This is a genomic window from Mesorhizobium qingshengii (assembly GCF_027563465.1).
Lineage (GTDB): Bacteria > Pseudomonadota > Alphaproteobacteria > Rhizobiales > Rhizobiaceae > Mesorhizobium > Mesorhizobium qingshengii_A.
The window spans coordinates 58,335-76,650 of record NZ_JAPFQA010000022.1 but is presented as its reverse complement, the minus strand read 5'-3'; the positions used below and the strand labels follow the sequence as shown (position 1 = coordinate 76,650).

Sequence of the window (18,316 nt, the reverse complement as noted above, 5' to 3'; positions counted from 1 at the left end):
TCATTGCGACCGCACTGGGATCAACACGCCGGTCGTGATCGCGCCGATGCCCACGCAACCTTTGCCGGGCAGCATCGCTACGGCCTCGACGCTGGCCTTCGCGCTCGTTCATAAGTATGTCGACGGCACACCGCTCTACCGCCTGGCGCAGGCCTTCGAGCGCGCAGGTGTTCCTGTCAGCCGAGGCGCTCTGGGTCACTGGGTGATCGGCTCGAGCGAAAAACATCTCTCCCGCATCTATGACGCGCTGAAGCTGCGGCTCAGATCGCAGCCCCTCATCCATGGTGACGAGACCACGGTCCAGGTGCTGAAGGAAAAGGATCGAGAGGCCGCCAGCACCTCGTACATGTGGGCATACCGGAGCGGCGAGGACAGTGACGAGCCGATCGTGCTGCTCGATTATCAACCGGGTCGCGGCCAGATACACCCGCAGACCTTCCTCGGCGATTACCGCGGCATAGTGATGAGCGACGGCTATTCCGCTTGGCGCACGCTGGAAGGGGCAACGCATCTTGGATGCATGGCCCATTCGAGACGGCGCTTCGTCGATGCCCTAAAGGCGAGGAAGAAAGGCGGCGGCCCGCCGGAACAGGCGCTCCGGTTCTTCGAACAGCTCTATCGGGTTGAAAGGCAGGCGCGGAACGAAATCCCCGATGACGGCGAAACGCGAGATCACTGCATTCACCGCTTCCGCCAGCAACATAGTGTCCCCATCCTCCATGCTCTCAAGGCATGGCTCGACGACATCGCCCCAAAAGTCTTGCCGGACAGCAAGCTCGGCGACGCCGTCTCCTATACCCTGAACCAATGGGGATATCTGACTCGGTACACCGAGGACGGCAGCATGCCGATCGACAATAATCTTCTCGAGCGTGACATCAGGATTTTTGCAACTGGCAGGAAGAGTTGGCTGTTCAGCGATACCGTCGACGGAGCCAAGGCCAGCGCCGTCATCTACAGCCTGATGTTGACCTGCCGCGCCTGCGGCGTCGAGCCGTTAGCGTGGCTGCGCCACGTCCTCACCGAATTGCCTCAACGCGCTGTCGATACTGATATCGACGACCTGCTGCCCTTCAACTTCGCCAAAAACGCTGCAGCCTGATCCGCCCGGACGCGTCCGTCTGAAAGCGACCGTCGTTGAAAGGACGGCGTCAACGTGCGGGGAAATTCGCGCTTACGATAAAGATAAAGGGCTCGCGAACCAAGCGGGTTGCTTGGACCGCCCGCGACACCCCCGGCGTACTTCCCGTATTTCTCCGGGGAGCGCTTGATCATATTCTTCGTTGGCGTCCAGCTTGGCCATTTTGCCTTTCGGGCGACTTCCGCTGTCCCTGACCAAGCGAGACCTGCCCGGCCCACGCCGACACCGTAACGCCTGGCCACTCCTGTTGCTTCAACAAGGTACAGGAAGCGATTCTTGGGATCGACGACCACAGATCCGATCGCGTAGATGCTCGGAAAATCCACAAGTTGCGGCATAAATTTGGCGTCGAGCACAAATTTGTTTTTGACCTTAGCGGCAAGGGCCGTTTGCGGAGCTAGGATGACGGCGGTCAAACCGAACATCACTGAACGACGATTGAACATTTTTTCCCTCATCTGAGGCACAACTGAATTGGTGGTAGTTGTCAGCTATGCACTTCGATGCTGGGAGGTTTGTTGGAGACGTCGACCGTGGAGCCGACGAGGCATATTTCGGCTGGAACATATGCGGCTCGCCTGAATGGAACCCTACCTTTCAAGCTTGTTTGAGCCACAGCGGCGTCAAACTGACAGTGAAGATCCGTGGAAGGCCGAACCTGTTTTCCTATCGCGATCTTGAGCATCGCGGGCAGAAAAGGCGCTTACCGGAGAGCTGGTCGCACTGGGCGGCACATGCGCGACATCAAGCGTACAAGCGCGAGCGACTTCCAATATCGCACCGAAATGCAAAATCAGGATCAGCGAGAGAAAGGCCAGACCGGTTCGGACCAATAAATATCTCATGACCAAATATTCGGCGAAAGGGGCGCCCCCAAAAGCCTCATTCGCCCGGACGATGCGGGTCCGCCAACGCGGCCTCCGGACGGCTGATAGGCACGTCGTCCAATGAGGTTTTCTTGGCGAGAGCAGCTGCGCCGCGGCTTTGGAGAAGTTTCCGGAAGCTTGGGTGCATGCCTCCATCCGAATAGGCATGAGCTTCGAGGGCTGTGCCGGAGGCAAGAAGCGCTTCCGTCTTTCGTGCATCAGCATCGTCTCGAGCGGCCACTGCACCATTTTCCGAATTTAGCAGAGGTGGACATGAAGCCAGTGGATCGCGTGGATCGCCACCTTCAAACTCCGCGTCGAAAACATACCGTCTGCCGCAGTAAGAGACCTTAGGCGGTCGCCCCGTGACCTCGAAATTGTCGTAGCCCTGCTTGAGGTTTGTCCAAAAGCTATAGTTGGGGTCGTTTCGGTTCTTTGCCATATTCTCCGGGGTCATCCGGAATGGAAAAGCCTGCACCTGAAATGCTGTCTGGCCGCCCCTTATGGCTTCCCGGATGACCGTGTAGATTTCCGCAACGCCGGCATCCGTGAGCGCAAAGCATCCCGATGATGAGCAGGCGCCATGAACCATCAGCGCCTCGCCGCTGTAGCCAAGGGCGTTTTCCAGCTTGTTCGGGTAACCGAGGTTGAACGACAGATAATACTGCGAATTTGGATTCAGCATGCCTGCGGAGACCGTGTAAAATCCTTCTGGAGCTTGCCGATCGCCGTTCCTGGTCTTCGGTCCAAGTTTCCCGGACCAACGGCACATCGGAAAGGTCTTCAAGAGCGCGTAGCGCCCAGTGCGATCGCGTTTCCAGATCTCCAACTCACTTTCATCCTTGAAGATGCGGACCAGAATCGGGTCGGCAGGCGTCATTTTGCGCCTGCTCATATCGCTGACGAGGCTTGCATTGATTGGCTGGTTTGCCTTGTCGGCAACGTCAAGAACGGTCGACACGCACCCTGACATGAAAATTGCCAGCGTTGACATAATCAAGAATCTGGGCAGCTTGTTAAGCACCGTATCTCGTTCCCCTTAGGTCCAACTTCCAGTCTTGGCCCGATACGGCCAGTCTGGATCTCGCGGGACGTGCTGATAGCAGCAGCAGCATTGTCCGTCAGCAGGGTTAACGAAAAATTTGATTCCGTCTACTGGCTTCGTGTCAGTCCGTGGTAGCCAACTCGGACCATGCCGTCCCTGCTGTGAGTAGTGAGGCGGTCTTTGCGACGGTGACAGCATTGGGCGGAGACCGCCATGCGCCGATCTGACGACGAATCCGCAGAAACAATCCAGAAACAAAATTCTACAATCCGGAAAAACTTCCGAAAAGAATTCGAGGGCATAGGTGGAGTGTGCGGTCAGATCATCGGCTGCGACACTAATCTTCGGGATGTGCGGCCAAACCATGCAAAGGGTTTCGATCAGCTTGATGGGTGCGTTGCTCGGCCTATCGCTCTTAGCGGCTGCGGTCGAACGCTCGGACGCAAAGGTCGCGATCACCCGAACTGAGCGTTGCAGCAATCTCAGCCACCAATTTGATGACGCACTCAAAACTCATGCCACGGCAACGCAGGTCACCGCGGCGAAAGCACTTCAAAGGAGGGGAAATCGGTACTGCGCCATCAAGAAACAGGCACAGGGAATCCGGATGCTCGCAAATGCTTTGAAACTGCTAGGAGTGACACCGATCGACGCGGATCAGTGACTCTCAACCCGATCTGCACAAAAAAGGAAACGAAGCTATGAAAAAGTCCCTCCTCTCCGCTCTCGGTCTCGCCGTTGCTCTCGCCTTCTCGATGCCGGCTCTCGGCAACGCCGCTGCCACCACGACAGCGGCTCCCGCTGCTACGACGACTGCTCCGGCAGCTGCGCCTGCGAAGGCTGCTCCGAAGAAGACCACCAAGAAAGCCTGCAAGGTGACCAAGAAGCATAAGTGCCCAGTTGCAAAGAAGCACACGACGAAAAAGGCTGCCCCCAAGAAGGCCTAATCCAGGTCAGACATCTTGTCTGTCACAGACCGCTCCAGCTGAGATTCAGCCGGAGCGGTCTTGTTCGAACCCGGGCGTCGAAACTGACCGTGCCGTCATGCTCATGGCATGAGACGGAATGTTGCTGGTTTCCTAGCCCGATCGGCCAGCCATTGGACCGATGGCAACCCAGTTGCGTGGCTCATGGATAGGAGTAGCCGTTAGAGCACGATGCGAGCCCGCCTTGCCAGCTGACTCGGTTACATTGTGCTCAGCACCTCATCGATTGCCGCCTTCAACACTCGATAGGGCTGTGCCCCGACCATCATTTGCTTGCCGACCAGGAAAGCCGGCGTGCCCTCGACGCCCATGCCGTTACCTTCGGCCTCATCGGTTTGCATTGCCCTATCGTAGTCGGCCGCCCGGCTGGTCATCAGTTCCTCGACCTTCGCCACGTCGATCCCGGCGATCGCCTTGGTCAAGGCGATGATGTCGTCCTTCTTTCCCCAACCGGCGTTTTCGTCGTCCTGCTTGTCGAACATCGCCTTGTGCCAGGCGCGGAACTTGTCGGGCGCCGTTTCCCAGACCGCACGGGCCGCAGCGCCGGCGGTCTGGGAGTCGGGTCCGAGGAACTCAAAGTCCTTGAACACGATTCGAACCTTGCCCGTATCGACGTAGTCCTTGATCAGATCGGGAAGAATGGTCTCCTCTGTCTCTCGGCAGAACGGGCACTGGTAGTCGAACCAGTAGGCCACCACGACCGGCGCATCGGCGTCGCCGATGAATGGCTCTCCCTGCAGATTGACCTTCGCGATATCCGCCGCCGGACCCGGTGGCTGGGCAGGCTCCGCCGGAGACGCGACAGTGTCCGTCGGTGGCGCGGCAGCGATGGATTCCAGGCCCGCGGGTTGCGGCGGCGGCCGGCTGCTCCACACGATCGACCCTGAGACCATGAGGCCGGCGACGATGATTGCGAGCGGCGTGAGCAGATCGCGCCCCGACAACTTTGCCACCGGGGCGCTGTGCGTTTCGTTTGTGTTTTGATTGGTCATGTTAGCGCTCACCCCTTGCCGGCGTCTGGCTGCCGCGGCGTGTTAATGACTCCCTTAACGAACGCACCTAGCGATGGCCTCGCTGAAACTCTCAAGATACCGTTGACCAGAAATATGACCTGAACGCCAACGCAATCCGCGAAGCAGATTTTGAAGCCGAGGCTTTTCCTTGCGTCTTCGTCGTATATTCCAATCATCGCATTTTTTGGAGCAGGCACCGCATCGCGGCCCGCTTTCACAGTCATTGCCACTGCGCTACCAAAGTCTGCATCGTTGCCGTCATCGCTGGTGGACCTGACTGAGTGTCGAATTTGGGCTCGACGGGTGGCCTGCGGCGCGGCTTTTTGGGTGGTTGGTCAGACCGTTACTTGGTCTGGAAGCGGGCGACCGAAAGGAACCTGACGGCGTTGCCGGTGAACCGGTTGGCATCGGCCATCTGGTTGTCGGTTTGGAAGCCTGCGGTGTACACCTCGCTCGGCGGGCTATGCACGATGTTGTAGGCATAGCGCGGCGCCGTCGTTGCGCTGGAAACGGTGGCGATGTTTTCGCCACTGTTCAACGCCCAGCGGGCGGCCTGCGGTGCGGCGGCAACCACCACCGCCTTGGGATTATGCTTCAGGTCGTGGGCGGTGGCCCTGGATTCCTTGCGCGTCGTCTTCACGCCTGTGCCGATCGCCGGAGCCGGATCGGAACCAGCCGGGCGGGCAGCGATGGCATCGCGGGGCGATGTGGCGTCGACCCCCGACGGGTTGTTGAACGCCGAGCGTGGCCCGGAGAGCGAGGCCACCTGATATGCGTCGGTCGCGCTGGCTTGCTTGAGCACGGCCTTAACCTCATCCGGACGCGCAGGCGGCAGCACCGAGAAGGCATCGGTGGCGGTCTGGTCGTGTGATGCCGTGTCCGCCAGCGCCAACAGCACGTCCTTGTCCCGCGGTGCAAGATCAGCCGGCAATGAATGGTCCGGACGCCAGCTCGGCAGCGGAATGTTGTTGGTCGCCACCTGCGCTGGATCGGCAACGGTGGACGGATTCGCCATGCCGGAAGGAATGTTGGCTGGGGCCTGAGCCATCGCCACCGTTTGCTCGATGGTGGCGGCGTCTGCTACGTCGAACGGAACAATTTCCGGCGTCGTCGCATCGGCATCCGCCTTCGAGCGCGGGGCAAAATCAGGCAGTGGAATGCTGCGCGCTGGCAGCGCCGCTATGATCGTCTCCGGTGTGTCCTTCTGCGGTGCCGGGTCATCGACTGCCTGCGGCACATCTTCGGGAGCCTGGGCATTCTTGGCGCGCTTGGCATCCTGCGGCGCCACGATGGCAATGTCGCCGCTCTTAGAGGCGGGCGCGGGCTTCAAGTTCCTTGGCTTGGGAGCAGGTGCGGCTGTAGCCACGTCTACGCTGTCGTCCGCCTCGTCGGAACCACCGCCGAAGAAGGCCGCCAGCAGGCCACCAGATTTTCTGGTGTCACCGCCGGCGCTGGCCATTTCGATGGCGGGAGCGCCAGCACCCTTGCGCGCCTTGTAGGCGGCAAGCGCCAGTTCATAGCCAGGCAGCGGCCTGCCGTCGCTCGGCACATGCAGCGTCTTGCCGTTGGGGAACAGGCTGACGAGTTCCTGGCGGCTGATGCCCGGCCAGTGGCGCACATTGCCGACATCCAGGTGGACGAATGGTGAACCGGACGTCGGATAGTAGCCGACGCCGCCGCCCTGCAGCTTGAGCCCAATATTGCGCAACTTCTTCAGCGGCACGCCGGGAATATAGAAGTCCATCGCCTTGCCGAGCATGTGCTGGCTTTCTTTAGCTACACCCCTGCTGCGGCTGCGCAGCATCGAGTTCGTCGCCGGCGAGCGATAGCCGCATACGACCTGGATGTAGTCGGTGGCGCCGCTGGCGCGATACGCTTCCCAGACCAGATCCAGCAAACGCGGATCCATCTTGGTCGGCTCGTTGCGACGCCAGTCGCGCAGGATGATGTTGATCTTCCTGAGACCTTCTGGATCGTAGCGCCCATTGCGTTTGAAGACGATCTCGGCTTTTTCCTGTGTGTGCAGATGATAGAGTTTCAGCGAACGTGTCTCGGCGCTGGCGCCGGTCGCAGCCGTTGCAAGAAAACCAAAGGCGAGAATCACCGCTGCCAGCCATCTCGGCCAGACGCTCATGTGATGGTGCCGCCCGTTTTTATGTCGTTCGACTTGGTTCAAATCAAAAGGCCTTGCAGGCTGCCGTTTGTCCCCGGATTTGCCCAAACGGATGCGTGGTTCTCACATCCGGTATCGATCCTAATGGTTAATCATCGCTTACTGGAGTTGAAATGCGGTAACACCGTGGCGATATCCCGTCAAAAATTGTGCGCTAGATTTAATGGTAAATTGAAGATTAGGGCAATGGGCTCAAACAGCTGGTAGACGACCGCTACGCGAGTGCGGATCGGTCAGGCAGCTTGTGGGCGTGCCAACTGCATTCACGTGGAGCAACTGCGGATGTTTTGCCCTCCACCGGAGTGACCATGGGCAATGGCGCTGATCGAAGATCCCTACGCAACAGGAAGGGCGCCGAAGTGTTTTGTCGAGGTCATGGAGAGGAATGATCCCGGGCAGTCAATTAACAAGCTTGGGCTACGGATTCACAATCCAAGTCAATCGGCCTGCTTGCGCACCGACCATTGACCAGGTGCCAACAGGTGGGTTGACCGATGCTCTCTCAGGTGGAGATGCGCGAATATGCTAAAAGTCGGCCCGCCGGGGTTATCATTCTTGGTGGGGCGCATGGCACGCTGGCGCTGGCCAGGAGCCTTGGCGCGCAGAAGGTGCCGGTCTGGCTGGTGAGCGCCGATACCCCTTTGCCGCGTTTCTCGCGTTACGCTGATCGGCAGATGACGTGGCCCGGCTCCGACGATGACGGCGCCGTTGCCTTCCTGCTCAAGCTGGCTGAGACTCAGGGGTTTGACGGCTTTCTTCTGATCCCTGGCGGTGATCCTGAAGTTCGGCTGGTGTCGCAGTCCATTGACCAATTGTCTAGGCTTCGTCGGGACCTTTCTTGTGTATCCCACGCGAGCCAAAGAACACCAGAATCGAACCGAGAACCACCCAAATGTCGGCCAGATTGAAGATGACGGAATACCAACCGCCCACATGCAGACCTATAAAATCCGTCACCATCCCTATGGACAGCCGATCGACGAGATTGCCGAGTGCGCCGGCTGCCATGAGGCCAGCGCCAAGGATGACCCGTGGCCCTTGCGCACGCGCGACCCACCACCAAAGACCGACGACGGCAAGCACGGTTACAGTCACTAAAACCGTCAGGCTTGATGTGGTGCCGCCCGACAGCAGGCCGAACGTCGTGCCCTCGTTGTACCGCGGGCGCAGCGCCAAAAACGGCAATGGGTCGAGCCCGTCGGGAGATGGAAGCGACGCGCGCACCCAACTCTTTGTCCCCAAGTCGAGCACGAACGCTGCCACGGAGACGATTGCCGCCAGAGTCTTGCCTGGGCGGAGCCGCCCCGCTGCGACATCTCGCTTGCTTTCGTTTCTCAAACTTCTACTCTTTGGCCATAATCAGGCACCTATGACATGCGCTTAGAATAAAACCCAGCCGCAATCATGACCCATCTGTTTAGAAGAAATCAGCGTCGCAGTGCGCGCCAGCCGGCCAGATCATTCCGAATTGCGGCGGCGGCGACCCCGGCTTGCCCGATTGCATTGCTGATTTGATCAAGCCCGACTACTACATCGCCAGCGGCGTAGAGGCCTGGCACGTCGGTTCTCTGGTGACGGTCGACGACAATGCATCCATCTGCTGATAGGTGGGCGCCTGCGCAACGCGCGAGCTGCGAACAGACGTCAGTTCCAAGAGCCGGGTAAATAGCTCCAAAAGTGAGCCGCCCACCAGGCAACTCGACAATAATCTCATCTTGCATCAGGAGAAATCGGAGACAGGGCCCGTTAACCATTTTGATTCCGCTGGCTCCGAGCGGCACCATTTTTGCTACGTCAGGATCATGCACGTCATCCGGAGCGATGAGCGTCACGTCATCGCTGTAGCTGCGCAAGAACTCCGCTTCACGTAGACCCCTCGCGCCAGTTCCGATCACCCCAATACGTCGATCGGTCATCTCATAGCCATCGCATATCGGACAATATCGCAACAGTCCTTGAGCCAGCGCCTCGTCATGCAGATCATCAGGAATCGTGGGGCGTCGATTGACCACGCCTGTTGCCAAAAGAACGGTTCGAGCGGGCACGGCGAAATTCGTTCCATTGGCGATCAGAACATCATCTTCCATTCTCAAACTGGAAACTTCACCTTTGCGGACGGCGGCGCCATAACGTTGTGCTTGCTCTTGCATACGCGCGAGAAGCGCGGGGCCTGAGATCCCTTCTGGAAAACCAGCAACGTTGTGTGACATCGGAATTGAAGCCGCACGGCTTCTGCCGGCGTCTATGACGAGGACCGATAAATGAAATCGCGCAAGATAGATGGCAGCGGTCAGACCTGCCGGGCCAGCGCCGATGACGAGGCAGTCGAGCGGTTTGCTGGATGTTTCAGCAGGACCAAAATCTATGATAGGCTCAGCGAGTGTCAAGTTTTTGCCTCGAAGCACTTCGCCCTCCCAGGCGAGACGAGTGGAAGTAGCCGCGAAGCGGTCCCATTCATACTGCTCCCGATTGGTCGACCTGCAGGAAAGTCACTGTTTGACTTGAGCTAGCGCGCGCGACGCGGAATGCAAGCACAGGCTTGCCTTGACCCCGGCAAAACCCTGCCGCATGGTCCGCGCCCAATGCGACCGCAACCGAGAGCTCCCCGTTGAACGAATATTTCCTGCTGCCGCTGGCCTCGCTGCCCTTCCCCAACATCAACCCGATCCTGATCCAGATCGGCCCGCTGGCGGTGCACTGGTACGGCGTCGGCTACATCGTCGGCATCCTGTTCGCCTGGTGGTATGCCAAGCGGCTCGCCGCCAATGCCAAGCTGTGGCCCGACGGCATCCTGCCGATGAAGCCGGAAGACCTCGATGATTTCATCGTCTGGGCGGCCATCGGCGTCGTGCTGGGGGGGCGCACCGGTTACGTGCTGTTCTACGACCTGCCGCGCTACATTGCCCACCCGCTCGACATCTTCGCCGTGTGGCAAGGTGGCATGTCGTTCCATGGCGGCCTGCTCGGCGTCACCCTCGCCATGACGCTGTTTTCCATCAAGCGCGGCATCCGCACCTGGTCGCTGTTCGATGTCGTGGCCGCCGGTGTGCCGGTCGGCCTCGGCCTGGTGCGCGTCGCCAACTTCATCAATTCCGAACTCTGGGGCCGGCCGACCGATGTGCCGTGGGCGATCGAGTTCCCCAATGGCGGGCCGTTTGCCCGCCATCCGAGCCAGCTCTACGAGGCCCTGCTCGAGGGCGTCGTGCTTTTCCTCGTGCTGCGCATCCTCACCCATTCGCGCCTGAAGCTGAAGACCCCGCGCTTCGTCGGCGGCGCCTTCATCTGCGGCTATGGCCTGTCACGCATCTTCGTCGAGTTCTTCCGCGAGCCCGACCAGCAACTCGGCTATCTCCTCGGCACCAACTGGCTGACCATGGGCATGATCCTGTCCACGCCGATGGTGCTGGCCGGCATCTGGGCGATGGCGACCGCCAAGCCGGTGCCACAGTCACAGCCGGCATGACACGGCTGAAGGCCCGCATCGTCGACCTGATCGAGGCGTTGGGGCCGCTTTGGGGCAACAAGACACAAAGTGATACTTGTTCCGAGATGGCGGACTGACGCAGTTCGGCGCCAATTTGCTCTCGTTGTCCTTGTGCTCTAATGGACGCTGGCGACCGCGTCTTCACGGCCCTCGTTGATCGTCACCCAAACGCCTGAATTCTGGTCCGATTGGCGCTTCAGGTAGGTATTGTCGGTGTCAGTCCAGACCAGCACCTTGGGTTCCAGATTGTCGAGGATGAAATCGCCGAGGCTGGTGCGCATGGTGAGCACCGCATGGCCATCGCCGTTCGACCGCCGCGCCACCGTTATCAGCAGGTCTCCGGCCGGAACACCGGCGCTCATCAGTTCTCGACGCTTCTCCAGCACATAATCCTCGCAGTCGCCGAAGCCCGTGTCGGGATAGGACCAGACTTCTTCTTTGCCCCATTGCTCGATGTCTGTGAGGGGCTTGATCCTCGTGTTGACCGAATTGTTGATGTTGACGACCGTCGCCCACAGCTTGCGGGTCAATTCGACCGGCGCCTGCTTCGGCGTCCTCTCATTGCATTCCTGCGGAAGTTTCTGGCAGAACTCGTAGTGGCCGACCGGCTGGGTGGTGCGGCCGCCAGTATGCATGAAGGCCGGTCCTGCCGCATATGCAGTTCCCCAAGCGTAAATCTGAATAGCCATTGTCAACAGCAACAGGTTGATCGCCGTCTTCTTCATTGTTCTTGTCTCCCCGTTTGAGGAGACACATTGCCATAGGCGGATTTATTTGACGCAAAATCGCAAATGAGGTTTTAAGTAAAATATCGGTCGATATAATGGAAATATCGATTTGTATAAATCTAAAATGATCGCTAAGTTTATCTAAAATTTGAATGGCTTTGGCTTATGGGCCATACTGGCTGTGTGATGAGGGCGTAAGCACCAGCGGAATTCGGCGCCGCACACCCTAGCCTAGCTGCAGTGTCGAATAGGATCGGCCGCTGCAATCCCGCGTTGGTGAGCGGGATTGCTCAAACGTCGCAGCTTATCGTTTTGGCTTGCCAAATTCGCATTTCGAGATCAGCCTGAGAACATGAAGGCACGGTTGTCGCCAAAACATGTTATTGCTTTGCTGCTCGCGGTACTCGTGACCGCCGGGTTCAGTCTTTCTGCCGGTCAGGCCAGCGCCATGTCGGCCAAGATGGCCATGACGCCCAGCATCGGCATGACGATGCTATCCGACACGAACATGACCATGCCCGGCATGCGCGCCGCTGGTAGCTGCGCGGCGTGCCAGAAAGGGCCTGGCGACAATGGCAATCCAATGCACTGTCCGCCTGTGTGCGTCGCTCCAGTTCTTGCGATGTTGCCGCAGGCGTTCGAGCTTAACCTGACGAAGCTGACAGCCCAGCTGTTTGCATGGCAATATCCGCTCCTTTCCGGGCGCAATTCCGTTCCCGACCCATCCCCTCCCAAATCCAGCGTTCTCGCCTGACGCGGCGTCAGCGGCCTCAGTAGCTGATTTCTGCGTCTGTTCTCGCCCGCGCCATTTAACTAACGCGTTGGCGGGGATCTCGATGGTTTTGATGGCGACCGAGTTTCGCTGCCTCCCATCGACTTCTGCGATCTAGGAAGGGTCGGGGATTGGATATCGACTTTAGTTATTTCTTCACGCGCCGAAGATTGCTTCAGGCAGCGGCGGGTGTTGCCTCGACAACTCTGTTGACCGCGAGGGCATCCGAGCTCGATGAGCGCGAGCTAAAGGCCGCGCACGGCCGCGCCGGCCTTGCCGGTCCGGATGCCCCTTGGACCACTGTCTGGGCCTATGACGGCACCGTTCCTGGCCCGACGTTGCGCGTACAACAAGGCCGACCGCTTCGCATCACCGTGGAGAATGGGCTCGACGAAGACACGACCACCCACTGGCATGGCATCCGGCTGCCGAACGCCATGGACGGCGTGCCGGGCCTCACCCAGAAGCCGATCAAGCCGGGCGAAAATTTCGTCTATGAGTTCACGCCGCCCGACGCCGGCACCTTCTGGTACCATCCGCACGCCGACAGCCTTGTACAACTCGGCCGTGGGCTCGCCGGTGCCCTCATTGTCGAGGAGGCTGAACCCATTGTCGTCGACCGCGACCTCCTGTGGCTGCTTCAGGACTGGCGGCTGACCGACGATAAGCAACTCGCCCCTCGCTTCGGCAGTGCGATGGATGCGGCGATGTCGGGCCGTGTCGGCAACGTCGTCACCGTCAATGGGACGGTGCCGGTCGATCAATTGGTGAAAGCGGGTGAGCGCGTCAGGTTGCGCTTGGTCAATGCTTGCCTCGCTCGCATGGTGGCGCTTCGCTTCGAAGGCCATCGCCCGGTCATCGTGGCGATCGATGGCCAGCCCTGCGACCCGCACGAACCGGAGGACGGCCGCCTCATGCTGGCGCCGGCCATGCGCATCGACATCGTGCTCGACATGCAGGGCGACCCCGGCAGCCGCCATGCCGTGACTGACGATTTCTATGACGGTCTCGCCTACACGCTGACCACGCTTGCCTATGACAGCGCATCGCCTCTGCGGGCCCATCCTCTCGACGCGCCGCTTGGCCTGCCGCGCAACCCGTTGCCGCAACCCGATCTCGCCAGCGCCGAGCGTCAGGAGATCGTCCTGCAGGGCGGCATGATGGGTGGCGGCAAGCTCGCTGGCGTCGGCGGCATGATGGGCATGGCGACACCCGGCATGAATGGTGGGGCTGCCTGGGCGATCAACGGCATGTCGATGACCGGTGACGGCCACGCCGGCATGGCGCCGCAGTTCACCCTGAAACGCGGCACCACTTGTCATCTCACCATGCGCAACGAAACCGCCTGGTGGCATCCGATGCATGTCCATGGCTTCAGCCTGCTGGTGCTTGCGCGCAACGGTTCACCGGTACCGAACCGGCAATGGCAGGACACGGTGCTGCTCGCCCCCAAGGACACGATCGAATGCGCCTTCGTCGCCGACAATCCCGGCGACTGGATGCTGCACTGCCACGTCGCCGACCACCAGATGGCCGGCCTGATGACAGTGTTTCGTGTGACGTGAATTTGAGCCGCTTATCCAAAGGAGAATTGTAATGAAACTGACCTACCGCCTCGCCGCCCTTGCTACGCTGATCGCAACGCCGCTGCCCGCCTTCGCGGCAACGATCAACGCCGTGATGTACAAGAACCCGCAGTGCAGTTGCTGCGAGTCCTACGCCAACTATCTTGAGCACAACGGCTTCAAGGTCGACATCAAGCCGGTCAACAATCTCTCCCAGATCAGCAGCGACGCCGGCGTGCCGGCCGACCTCGAAGGCTGCCACACCCTGATGGTCGATGGCTATGTCGTCGACGGCCTGGTGCCGGTCGACATCGTCAAGAAGCTTCTGGCGGAGCGGCCCCCCATCACGGGCATCGCGCTGGCCGGCATGCCCTCGGGCGCGCCTGGCATGGGCGGCGAGAAGTCCGGCCCCTTCGTCGTCTACGCCTTCACCAAGGATGGCAAGGCGCCCGCCGTCTACGCGACCGACTGAGGAGCGACCTCGATGGTGGCCAACCTGTCCGATTGTCCCGCCAAGACCTGGCTCGCCATGATGTTCATGTCGGTTGCGGGTTTTCTTGTCCTACTGGTTCTGATGCTTACCGTCGCGGCGCTCGCAAGATATGTGCGCACGGGACAGGGGATCACATTCGGGCGGGGGCATGATGGCCCGCGGTGACATCGTTCATTCGGATGTGCCTGACGCGCAGCACACCACGCGGCGGCGGCGGCTGGTTGTCCTGCCTGTGGTGCTTTTCGCAGGGCTGGCCGTTGTGCTTGCCTGGGGGCTGACACGCAATGCTTCGGACATTCCCTCGGCGCTGATCGGCAAGCCGGTGCCCGCATTCAGCCTGCCGCCGGTTAAGGGGCGTACCCTTGGTTTGTCGAGCGGCGATCTCCGTGGTGAGGTTTCGCTGGTCAATGTCTTTGCGTCATGGTGCCTGGCCTGCCGCGAGGAGCATCCCGCGTTCATGCAACTGGCAGCAAGCAGGAAGGTGCCGCTGCATGGGCTCAATTACAAAGACCAGCCTGATGATGCCGCGAGATGGCTTGATACGGAGGGCGATCCTTACACGCGAACCGGCGCGGACCTGAACGGCCGCGTCGCCATCGACTGGGGCGTCTACGGCGTACCGGAAACCTTTGTGGTGAGCGCCAACGGTCACATCGCCTACAAGCACATTGGCGCGGTGACGCAAGAGGCGCTTGAGAAAACGATCCTGCCGTTGGTCGAGCGTCTCAGGGCCGAGGCGAAGGAACGCCAGCCATGAAGATGTTCGCTCTCGCTCTGTTAGGAGCGATGCTCGCGGTGGCGCAGCCCGCAGCCGGCGTCGAGGCACCGCAGAATTTTGCCGTTCACGAGACTCCGGTGCCGGTGCCGGAATTCCAATTCCAGGACGCGAACCGGCAACCCAAAACGCTTGCGGATTTCCGCGGCAAGGTGGTGCTGCTCAACATCTGGGCGACATGGTGCGCGCCCTGCCGGAAGGAAATGCCAACGCTCGACCGGCTGCAGGGCAAACTCGGCGGGTCTGATTTCGAGGTCGTTGCGCTGTCAGTGGATCGCGCCGGCCCGGATGTGGTCAAAAAGTTCTTCGCCGAGATCGGTATCGAGCATCTCGCCCTCAGTGTCGATGCCTCGGCCAAGGCCATGTTCGCCATCGGCACCATCGGTCTCCCGACAACCTTGCTGATAGATCGCGACGGCAAGGAAATCGGCCGGCTGATCGGCCCGGCCGAATGGGATGCGCCTGATATGATCGACTTCATTCGTGGCCGCATCGCCGCCAACTGAAAAGGAACAAACATGTCCAACACACAATCGCCCCCAATTTCACAGGCCTCACTTGGGCGCGACGTTCTGCACGCCATCCGATATTATCTCGGCGGTCGGCGAGGCCTGATCGTGGCCGGCGCGTCCGTAGCCGTGGCCGGCGTTGCATTCAACTGGGGCTGGCTGGTCGCGGCCGGGATCGCGCCGCTGCTTCTCGCAATGCTCCCCTGCGCTGCGATGTGTGCGCTTGGCCTGTGCATGAACCGCACGACCGCCGGACACAGCTCAACTGATGTCGATTCGAAGACGCCTGACCGAGAACGATCAGATGAACCAGACGGCGACAAAAGCAGCACACATCCGCACACGGGGATGCAGTTGAAAACGCGCCTGCCGGCCGACGGCGCCTATGACATCAGAGAACCGCCCAGTCTGTATCATCGGTCGTGACGAATGGAGGCGCCGAGGGGTTCGCGGGTCTTGGAGGTTCAATGCGTTTACTCAAAAATCTGGTTGCCGTCCTGGCGTTGATCGTTGCCGTCGTTCCGATGGCCCGTGCTCATTCGCTCGACGAAGTCGACGCCATGCTGGAGAGCGATGAGAAATATTTCCAGCCGATCGACAAGCCGGCACCCGATTTCACCCTGCGCACCGCCGATGGGCGCGTCGTGCGGCCAGCCGATCTGCGCGGCAAGGTCGTCATCCTCCATTTCATCTATACATCGTGCCCGGACGTGTGCCCATTGCAGGCCGAGAAGATCGCCGAGATTCAGGCGATGGTGAACGGCACGCCGATGAAGGATCAGGTCACCTTCGTGACCATCACCACCGACCCGACGCGAGACACGCCGGACGTACTGCGCAAATACGGGCCAGCGCACGGGCTCGACCCGGTCAACTGGCTGTTCCTGACCACGACCCAGGATCAGCCATTGGATGCGACCCGCAGACTGGCGGAAGGCTTCGGCCACAAGTTCACCCCGACCGATGACGGCTATCAGATGCACGGCACCGTTACCCATGTGATCGACAAGGAGGGCCGCTGGCGGGCGAACTTCCACGGCCTGAATTTCGCGCCGGTCAACCTCGTCACCTTCGTCAATGCGCTTACCAACAAAGTCGAGCTTCCGCATCAGGAAACCGGGTGGTGGGCGAGGATCAAAAGCTTTTTTTGATGGACCATCATAATCATTCGAAACAGAGGAAGGAAATTCTTGTGATCCACAATTCAATCAAATTGCCCAGGGGCACCGGCAAAATGGCCCGTGCGCTCATCCTGGTCGTCGCCACGGCCTGGCTCGTACTCGGTCCCGGATCGCACGGTCAGGCAGTCGCCGCCGGAGAGATGTCCCAGGACCAGTTCGACCAGCGGGTGCACGACTACATCCTCTCTCACCCTGAAGTTGTCATGGAGGCTTTGCAGACCCTGGACGCCCGCCAGCGCGAGGCCGCGGCGAAGGAGGCGAAAGCCGCGCTGGCGGCCAAGGCCGATGAGATTTTTCGCGACCCGGCCAGCCCGGTCAGCGGCAACGTCAGCGGCGATGTTACCATGGCGGAATTCTTCGACTACAATTGCCCCTATTGCCGCCAGGTGGCGCCGATCATGGCGCAAGCGGTGGCCGACGACCCACAGCTCCGGATCGTCTATAAGGAATTCCCCATCCTCGGCCCGGATTCCGTGTTCGCGGCCAAGGCGGCGCTCGCTGCCCAGCGCCAGAACAAATACGCGCAATTCCACAAGGCCCTCTATGACGCCAGGACACGGGTGACCGAGGCAGTGGTGCTCAAGGTCGCGGCAGAAATCGGCCTCGATATCCCTCGCCTGAAGACCGACATGCAGCTTCCGGAGATCCAGGCGGCGATAGAAAAGAATACGCAACTGGCCCAGGCACTGGGAATCACCGGAACGCCGGGCTTCGTCGTCGGCGACCAGATCTTTCCCGGCGCCACCGACCTTGCGACGATGAAGAAATTGATCGAGCAGACGCGAGCCGTTCAGAAATGAGGCCTTTGCCGGCAATCAGGGACAACTGATCGATGCCCGAGATCTCCAACATCGGCGTGCTGGCCGCATTCGGCGCGGGCGTGCTCTCGTTCCTGTCGCCTTGCGTGCTGCCGCTGGTGCCGGGCTATGTCTCGTATGTGGCCGGAGGGGCACTAACGGTCGCGTCGGCCGATCGAACTGGCGCGGCCCGCTGGTCGGCGGTCGGACTGAGCCTGTGTTTCGCGCTCGGCTTCTCTACCGTCTTCATCGTGCTTGGCGCCAGTGCTTCGGTGCTCGGCCGAATGCTGATCGGCTACCGCTACGAACTCAATCTCGTCGGCGGTGCCATCGTCATCCTGTTCGGGCTGTTCCTCACCGGCTTAATTCGTCCATCCTGGATGATGCGCGAAGCGAGATTTCATGCCGACATCGCCGGGGGCAGAGTGGTATCCGCCTATGTCCTCGGCCTTGCCGTCGCCTTCGGCTGGACGCCGTGCATCGGTCCTATTCTCGGTTCGATACTGACCGTGGGCGCTGCCTCTGCCACCGTTGCCGACGGCGTTGCCTTGCTTGCGATCTATTCGCTTGGCCTTGGCCTTCCGTTCCTGCTTACTGCCCTGTTAACCGATAGCCTGACGCAGCGACTGAGCGTAATGCGCCGAGCGGGCCGGCTGCTGCAGCCAGCAGCAGGTGTAGTCATGGTGGGTATGGGGATCGCAATGATCACGGGACAGATGTCGACATTCTCATTCTGGCTGCTTCAGCAATTTCCCATTTTCACGCGTATCGGCTGAGGGCCGGCAACG

The 18,316-nt window shown here is 60.3% G+C and carries 22 protein-coding genes; 14 read left to right on the top strand and 8 right to left on the bottom strand.

The window, feature by feature from the left end; all coding sequences use genetic code 11:
• The coding region (gene tnpC, locus OOJ09_RS28885; RefSeq protein ID WP_269908465.1) for an IS66 family transposase at window positions 1-1,102 on the top strand (1,102 nt) is incomplete at its 5' end.
• Here the strand turns inward: tnpC and OOJ09_RS28880 are convergent.
• Entirely contained in the window at window positions 1,033-1,587 is a 555-nt protein-coding gene (locus tag OOJ09_RS28880; RefSeq protein ID WP_269908464.1) for a L,D-transpeptidase, read from the bottom strand. The genes tnpC and OOJ09_RS28880 overlap by 70 nt on opposite strands.
• Before the next feature lie 436 nt (window positions 1,588-2,023).
• Window positions 2,024-3,001, bottom strand: coding sequence for a L,D-transpeptidase family protein (locus tag OOJ09_RS28875; RefSeq protein ID WP_420107567.1), 978 nt, complete (start codon window positions 2,999-3,001; stop codon window positions 2,024-2,026).
• Between the two features lie 415 nt (window positions 3,002-3,416).
• Between OOJ09_RS28875 and OOJ09_RS28870 the strand changes: the two genes are divergently transcribed.
• The gene (locus OOJ09_RS28870; RefSeq protein ID WP_269908463.1) at window positions 3,417-3,716 is read left to right on the top strand and encodes a hypothetical protein; all 300 of its coding nucleotides are present in this window, start codon (window positions 3,417-3,419) and stop codon (window positions 3,714-3,716) included.
• A gap of 37 nt (window positions 3,717-3,753) precedes the next feature.
• The gene (locus OOJ09_RS28865) at window positions 3,754-3,999 is read left to right on the top strand and encodes a hypothetical protein (RefSeq protein WP_269908462.1); all 246 of its coding nucleotides are present in this window, start codon (window positions 3,754-3,756) and stop codon (window positions 3,997-3,999) included.
• 239 nt (window positions 4,000-4,238) lie between these two features.
• On the opposite strand, the gene OOJ09_RS28860 is transcribed toward OOJ09_RS28865, so the two are convergent.
• From OOJ09_RS28860 to OOJ09_RS28840, 5 genes are all read right to left on the bottom strand, one after another.
• A complete protein-coding gene (locus OOJ09_RS28860; RefSeq protein ID WP_269908461.1) occupies window positions 4,239-5,030 on the bottom strand; it encodes a DsbA family protein in 792 nt (263 codons plus the stop codon).
• 364 nt (window positions 5,031-5,394) lie between these two features.
• Entirely contained in the window at window positions 5,395-7,185 is a 1,791-nt protein-coding gene (locus OOJ09_RS28855) for a DUF882 domain-containing protein (RefSeq protein WP_269908460.1), read from the bottom strand.
• Between the two features lie 476 nt (window positions 7,186-7,661).
• Window positions 7,662-8,036: a hypothetical protein gene (locus tag OOJ09_RS28850; protein WP_269908459.1), complete on the bottom strand. Its 375-nt coding sequence runs from the start codon at window positions 8,034-8,036 to the stop codon at window positions 7,662-7,664.
• A 4-nt stretch (window positions 8,037-8,040) separates the two neighbouring features.
• The gene (locus OOJ09_RS28845) at window positions 8,041-8,562 is read right to left on the bottom strand and encodes a signal peptidase II (protein ID WP_269908458.1); all 522 of its coding nucleotides are present in this window, start codon (window positions 8,560-8,562) and stop codon (window positions 8,041-8,043) included.
• 89 nt (window positions 8,563-8,651) lie between these two features.
• Window positions 8,652-9,611 (bottom strand): NAD(P)/FAD-dependent oxidoreductase, encoded by a 960-nt coding sequence (locus tag OOJ09_RS28840; RefSeq protein WP_269908457.1) that lies wholly within the window; start codon window positions 9,609-9,611, stop codon window positions 8,652-8,654.
• Window positions 9,612-9,832: 221 nt separating this feature from the next.
• Between OOJ09_RS28840 and lgt the strand changes: the two genes are divergently transcribed.
• The gene (lgt, locus tag OOJ09_RS28835; protein WP_269908456.1) at window positions 9,833-10,687 is read left to right on the top strand and encodes a prolipoprotein diacylglyceryl transferase; all 855 of its coding nucleotides are present in this window, start codon (window positions 9,833-9,835) and stop codon (window positions 10,685-10,687) included.
• A 137-nt stretch (window positions 10,688-10,824) separates the two neighbouring features.
• Here the strand turns inward: lgt and OOJ09_RS28830 are convergent, their stop codons facing one another.
• A complete protein-coding gene (locus OOJ09_RS28830; RefSeq protein ID WP_269908455.1) occupies window positions 10,825-11,433 on the bottom strand; it encodes a transglutaminase-like cysteine peptidase in 609 nt (202 codons plus the stop codon).
• 289 nt (window positions 11,434-11,722) lie between these two features.
• On the opposite strand from OOJ09_RS28830, the gene OOJ09_RS28825 reads away from it, so the two are divergent.
• From OOJ09_RS28825 to OOJ09_RS28780, 10 genes are all read left to right on the top strand, one after another.
• A complete protein-coding gene (locus OOJ09_RS28825; protein ID WP_269908454.1) occupies window positions 11,723-12,190 on the top strand; it encodes a hypothetical protein in 468 nt (155 codons plus the stop codon).
• Window positions 12,191-12,339: 149 nt separating this feature from the next.
• A complete protein-coding gene (locus OOJ09_RS28820; RefSeq protein WP_269908453.1) occupies window positions 12,340-13,773 on the top strand; it encodes a multicopper oxidase family protein in 1,434 nt (477 codons plus the stop codon).
• Window positions 13,774-13,804: 31 nt separating this feature from the next.
• Window positions 13,805-14,245, top strand: a complete 441-nt coding sequence (locus OOJ09_RS28815; RefSeq protein WP_269908452.1) for a DUF411 domain-containing protein — start codon at window positions 13,805-13,807, stop codon at window positions 14,243-14,245.
• A 12-nt stretch (window positions 14,246-14,257) separates the two neighbouring features.
• Complete coding sequence (locus tag OOJ09_RS28810) at window positions 14,258-14,431, top strand: hypothetical protein (protein ID WP_269908451.1); 174 nt, start codon at window positions 14,258-14,260, stop codon at window positions 14,429-14,431.
• Window positions 14,415-15,023, top strand: coding sequence for a DsbE family thiol:disulfide interchange protein (locus OOJ09_RS28805; RefSeq protein WP_420107566.1), 609 nt, complete (start codon window positions 14,415-14,417; stop codon window positions 15,021-15,023). The genes OOJ09_RS28810 and OOJ09_RS28805 overlap by 17 nt, the downstream gene beginning before the upstream one ends.
• Window positions 15,020-15,547, top strand: a complete 528-nt coding sequence (locus OOJ09_RS28800) for a TlpA family protein disulfide reductase (RefSeq protein WP_269908450.1) — start codon at window positions 15,020-15,022, stop codon at window positions 15,545-15,547. The genes OOJ09_RS28805 and OOJ09_RS28800 overlap by 4 nt, the downstream gene beginning before the upstream one ends.
• 12 nt (window positions 15,548-15,559) lie before the next feature.
• On the top strand, window positions 15,560-15,976 hold the full coding sequence (locus tag OOJ09_RS28795) for a hypothetical protein (RefSeq protein WP_269908449.1): 417 nt from the start codon (window positions 15,560-15,562) through the stop codon (window positions 15,974-15,976).
• Window positions 15,977-16,017: 41 nt separating this feature from the next.
• The gene (locus OOJ09_RS28790; RefSeq protein WP_269908448.1) at window positions 16,018-16,701 is read left to right on the top strand and encodes an SCO family protein; all 684 of its coding nucleotides are present in this window, start codon (window positions 16,018-16,020) and stop codon (window positions 16,699-16,701) included.
• 41 nt (window positions 16,702-16,742) lie between these two features.
• A complete protein-coding gene (locus tag OOJ09_RS28785) occupies window positions 16,743-17,531 on the top strand; it encodes a DsbA family protein (RefSeq protein WP_269908447.1) in 789 nt (262 codons plus the stop codon).
• A gap of 32 nt (window positions 17,532-17,563) precedes the next feature.
• Window positions 17,564-18,304 carry a cytochrome c biogenesis CcdA family protein gene (locus OOJ09_RS28780; RefSeq protein WP_269908446.1) on the top strand — a complete coding sequence of 247 codons (741 nt, stop codon included), beginning with the start codon at window positions 17,564-17,566 and terminating at the stop codon, window positions 18,302-18,304.
• Window positions 18,305-18,316 lie beyond the last annotated feature (12 nt).

Excerpts from the sequence above, each read along its gene's own strand:
- OOJ09_RS28880 (WP_269908464.1), bottom strand. The coding sequence starts at position 1,587 with ATGTTCAATCGTCGTTCAGTGATGTTCGGTTTGACCGCCGTCATCCTA.
- OOJ09_RS28875 (WP_420107567.1), bottom strand. The coding sequence starts at position 3,001 with ATGTCAACGCTGGCAATTTTCATGTCAGGGTGCGTGTCGACCGTTCTT.
- OOJ09_RS28870 (WP_269908463.1), top strand. The coding sequence starts at position 3,417 with ATGCAAAGGGTTTCGATCAGCTTGATGGGTGCGTTGCTCGGCCTATCG.
- OOJ09_RS28865 (WP_269908462.1), top strand. The coding sequence starts at position 3,754 with ATGAAAAAGTCCCTCCTCTCCGCTCTCGGTCTCGCCGTTGCTCTCGCC.
- OOJ09_RS28860 (WP_269908461.1), bottom strand. The coding sequence starts at position 5,030 with ATGACCAATCAAAACACAAACGAAACGCACAGCGCCCCGGTGGCAAAG.
- OOJ09_RS28855 (WP_269908460.1), bottom strand. The coding sequence starts at position 7,185 with ATGAGCGTCTGGCCGAGATGGCTGGCAGCGGTGATTCTCGCCTTTGGT.
- OOJ09_RS28830 (WP_269908455.1), bottom strand. The coding sequence starts at position 11,433 with ATGAAGAAGACGGCGATCAACCTGTTGCTGTTGACAATGGCTATTCAG.
- OOJ09_RS28815 (WP_269908452.1), top strand. The coding sequence starts at position 13,805 with ATGAAACTGACCTACCGCCTCGCCGCCCTTGCTACGCTGATCGCAACG.
- OOJ09_RS28810 (WP_269908451.1), top strand. The coding sequence starts at position 14,258 with ATGGTGGCCAACCTGTCCGATTGTCCCGCCAAGACCTGGCTCGCCATG.
- OOJ09_RS28805 (WP_420107566.1), top strand. The coding sequence starts at position 14,415 with ATGATGGCCCGCGGTGACATCGTTCATTCGGATGTGCCTGACGCGCAG.
- OOJ09_RS28800 (WP_269908450.1), top strand. The coding sequence starts at position 15,020 with ATGAAGATGTTCGCTCTCGCTCTGTTAGGAGCGATGCTCGCGGTGGCG.
- OOJ09_RS28795 (WP_269908449.1), top strand. The coding sequence starts at position 15,560 with ATGTCCAACACACAATCGCCCCCAATTTCACAGGCCTCACTTGGGCGC.
- OOJ09_RS28790 (WP_269908448.1), top strand. The coding sequence starts at position 16,018 with ATGCGTTTACTCAAAAATCTGGTTGCCGTCCTGGCGTTGATCGTTGCC.
- OOJ09_RS28780 (WP_269908446.1), top strand. The coding sequence starts at position 17,564 with ATGCCCGAGATCTCCAACATCGGCGTGCTGGCCGCATTCGGCGCGGGC.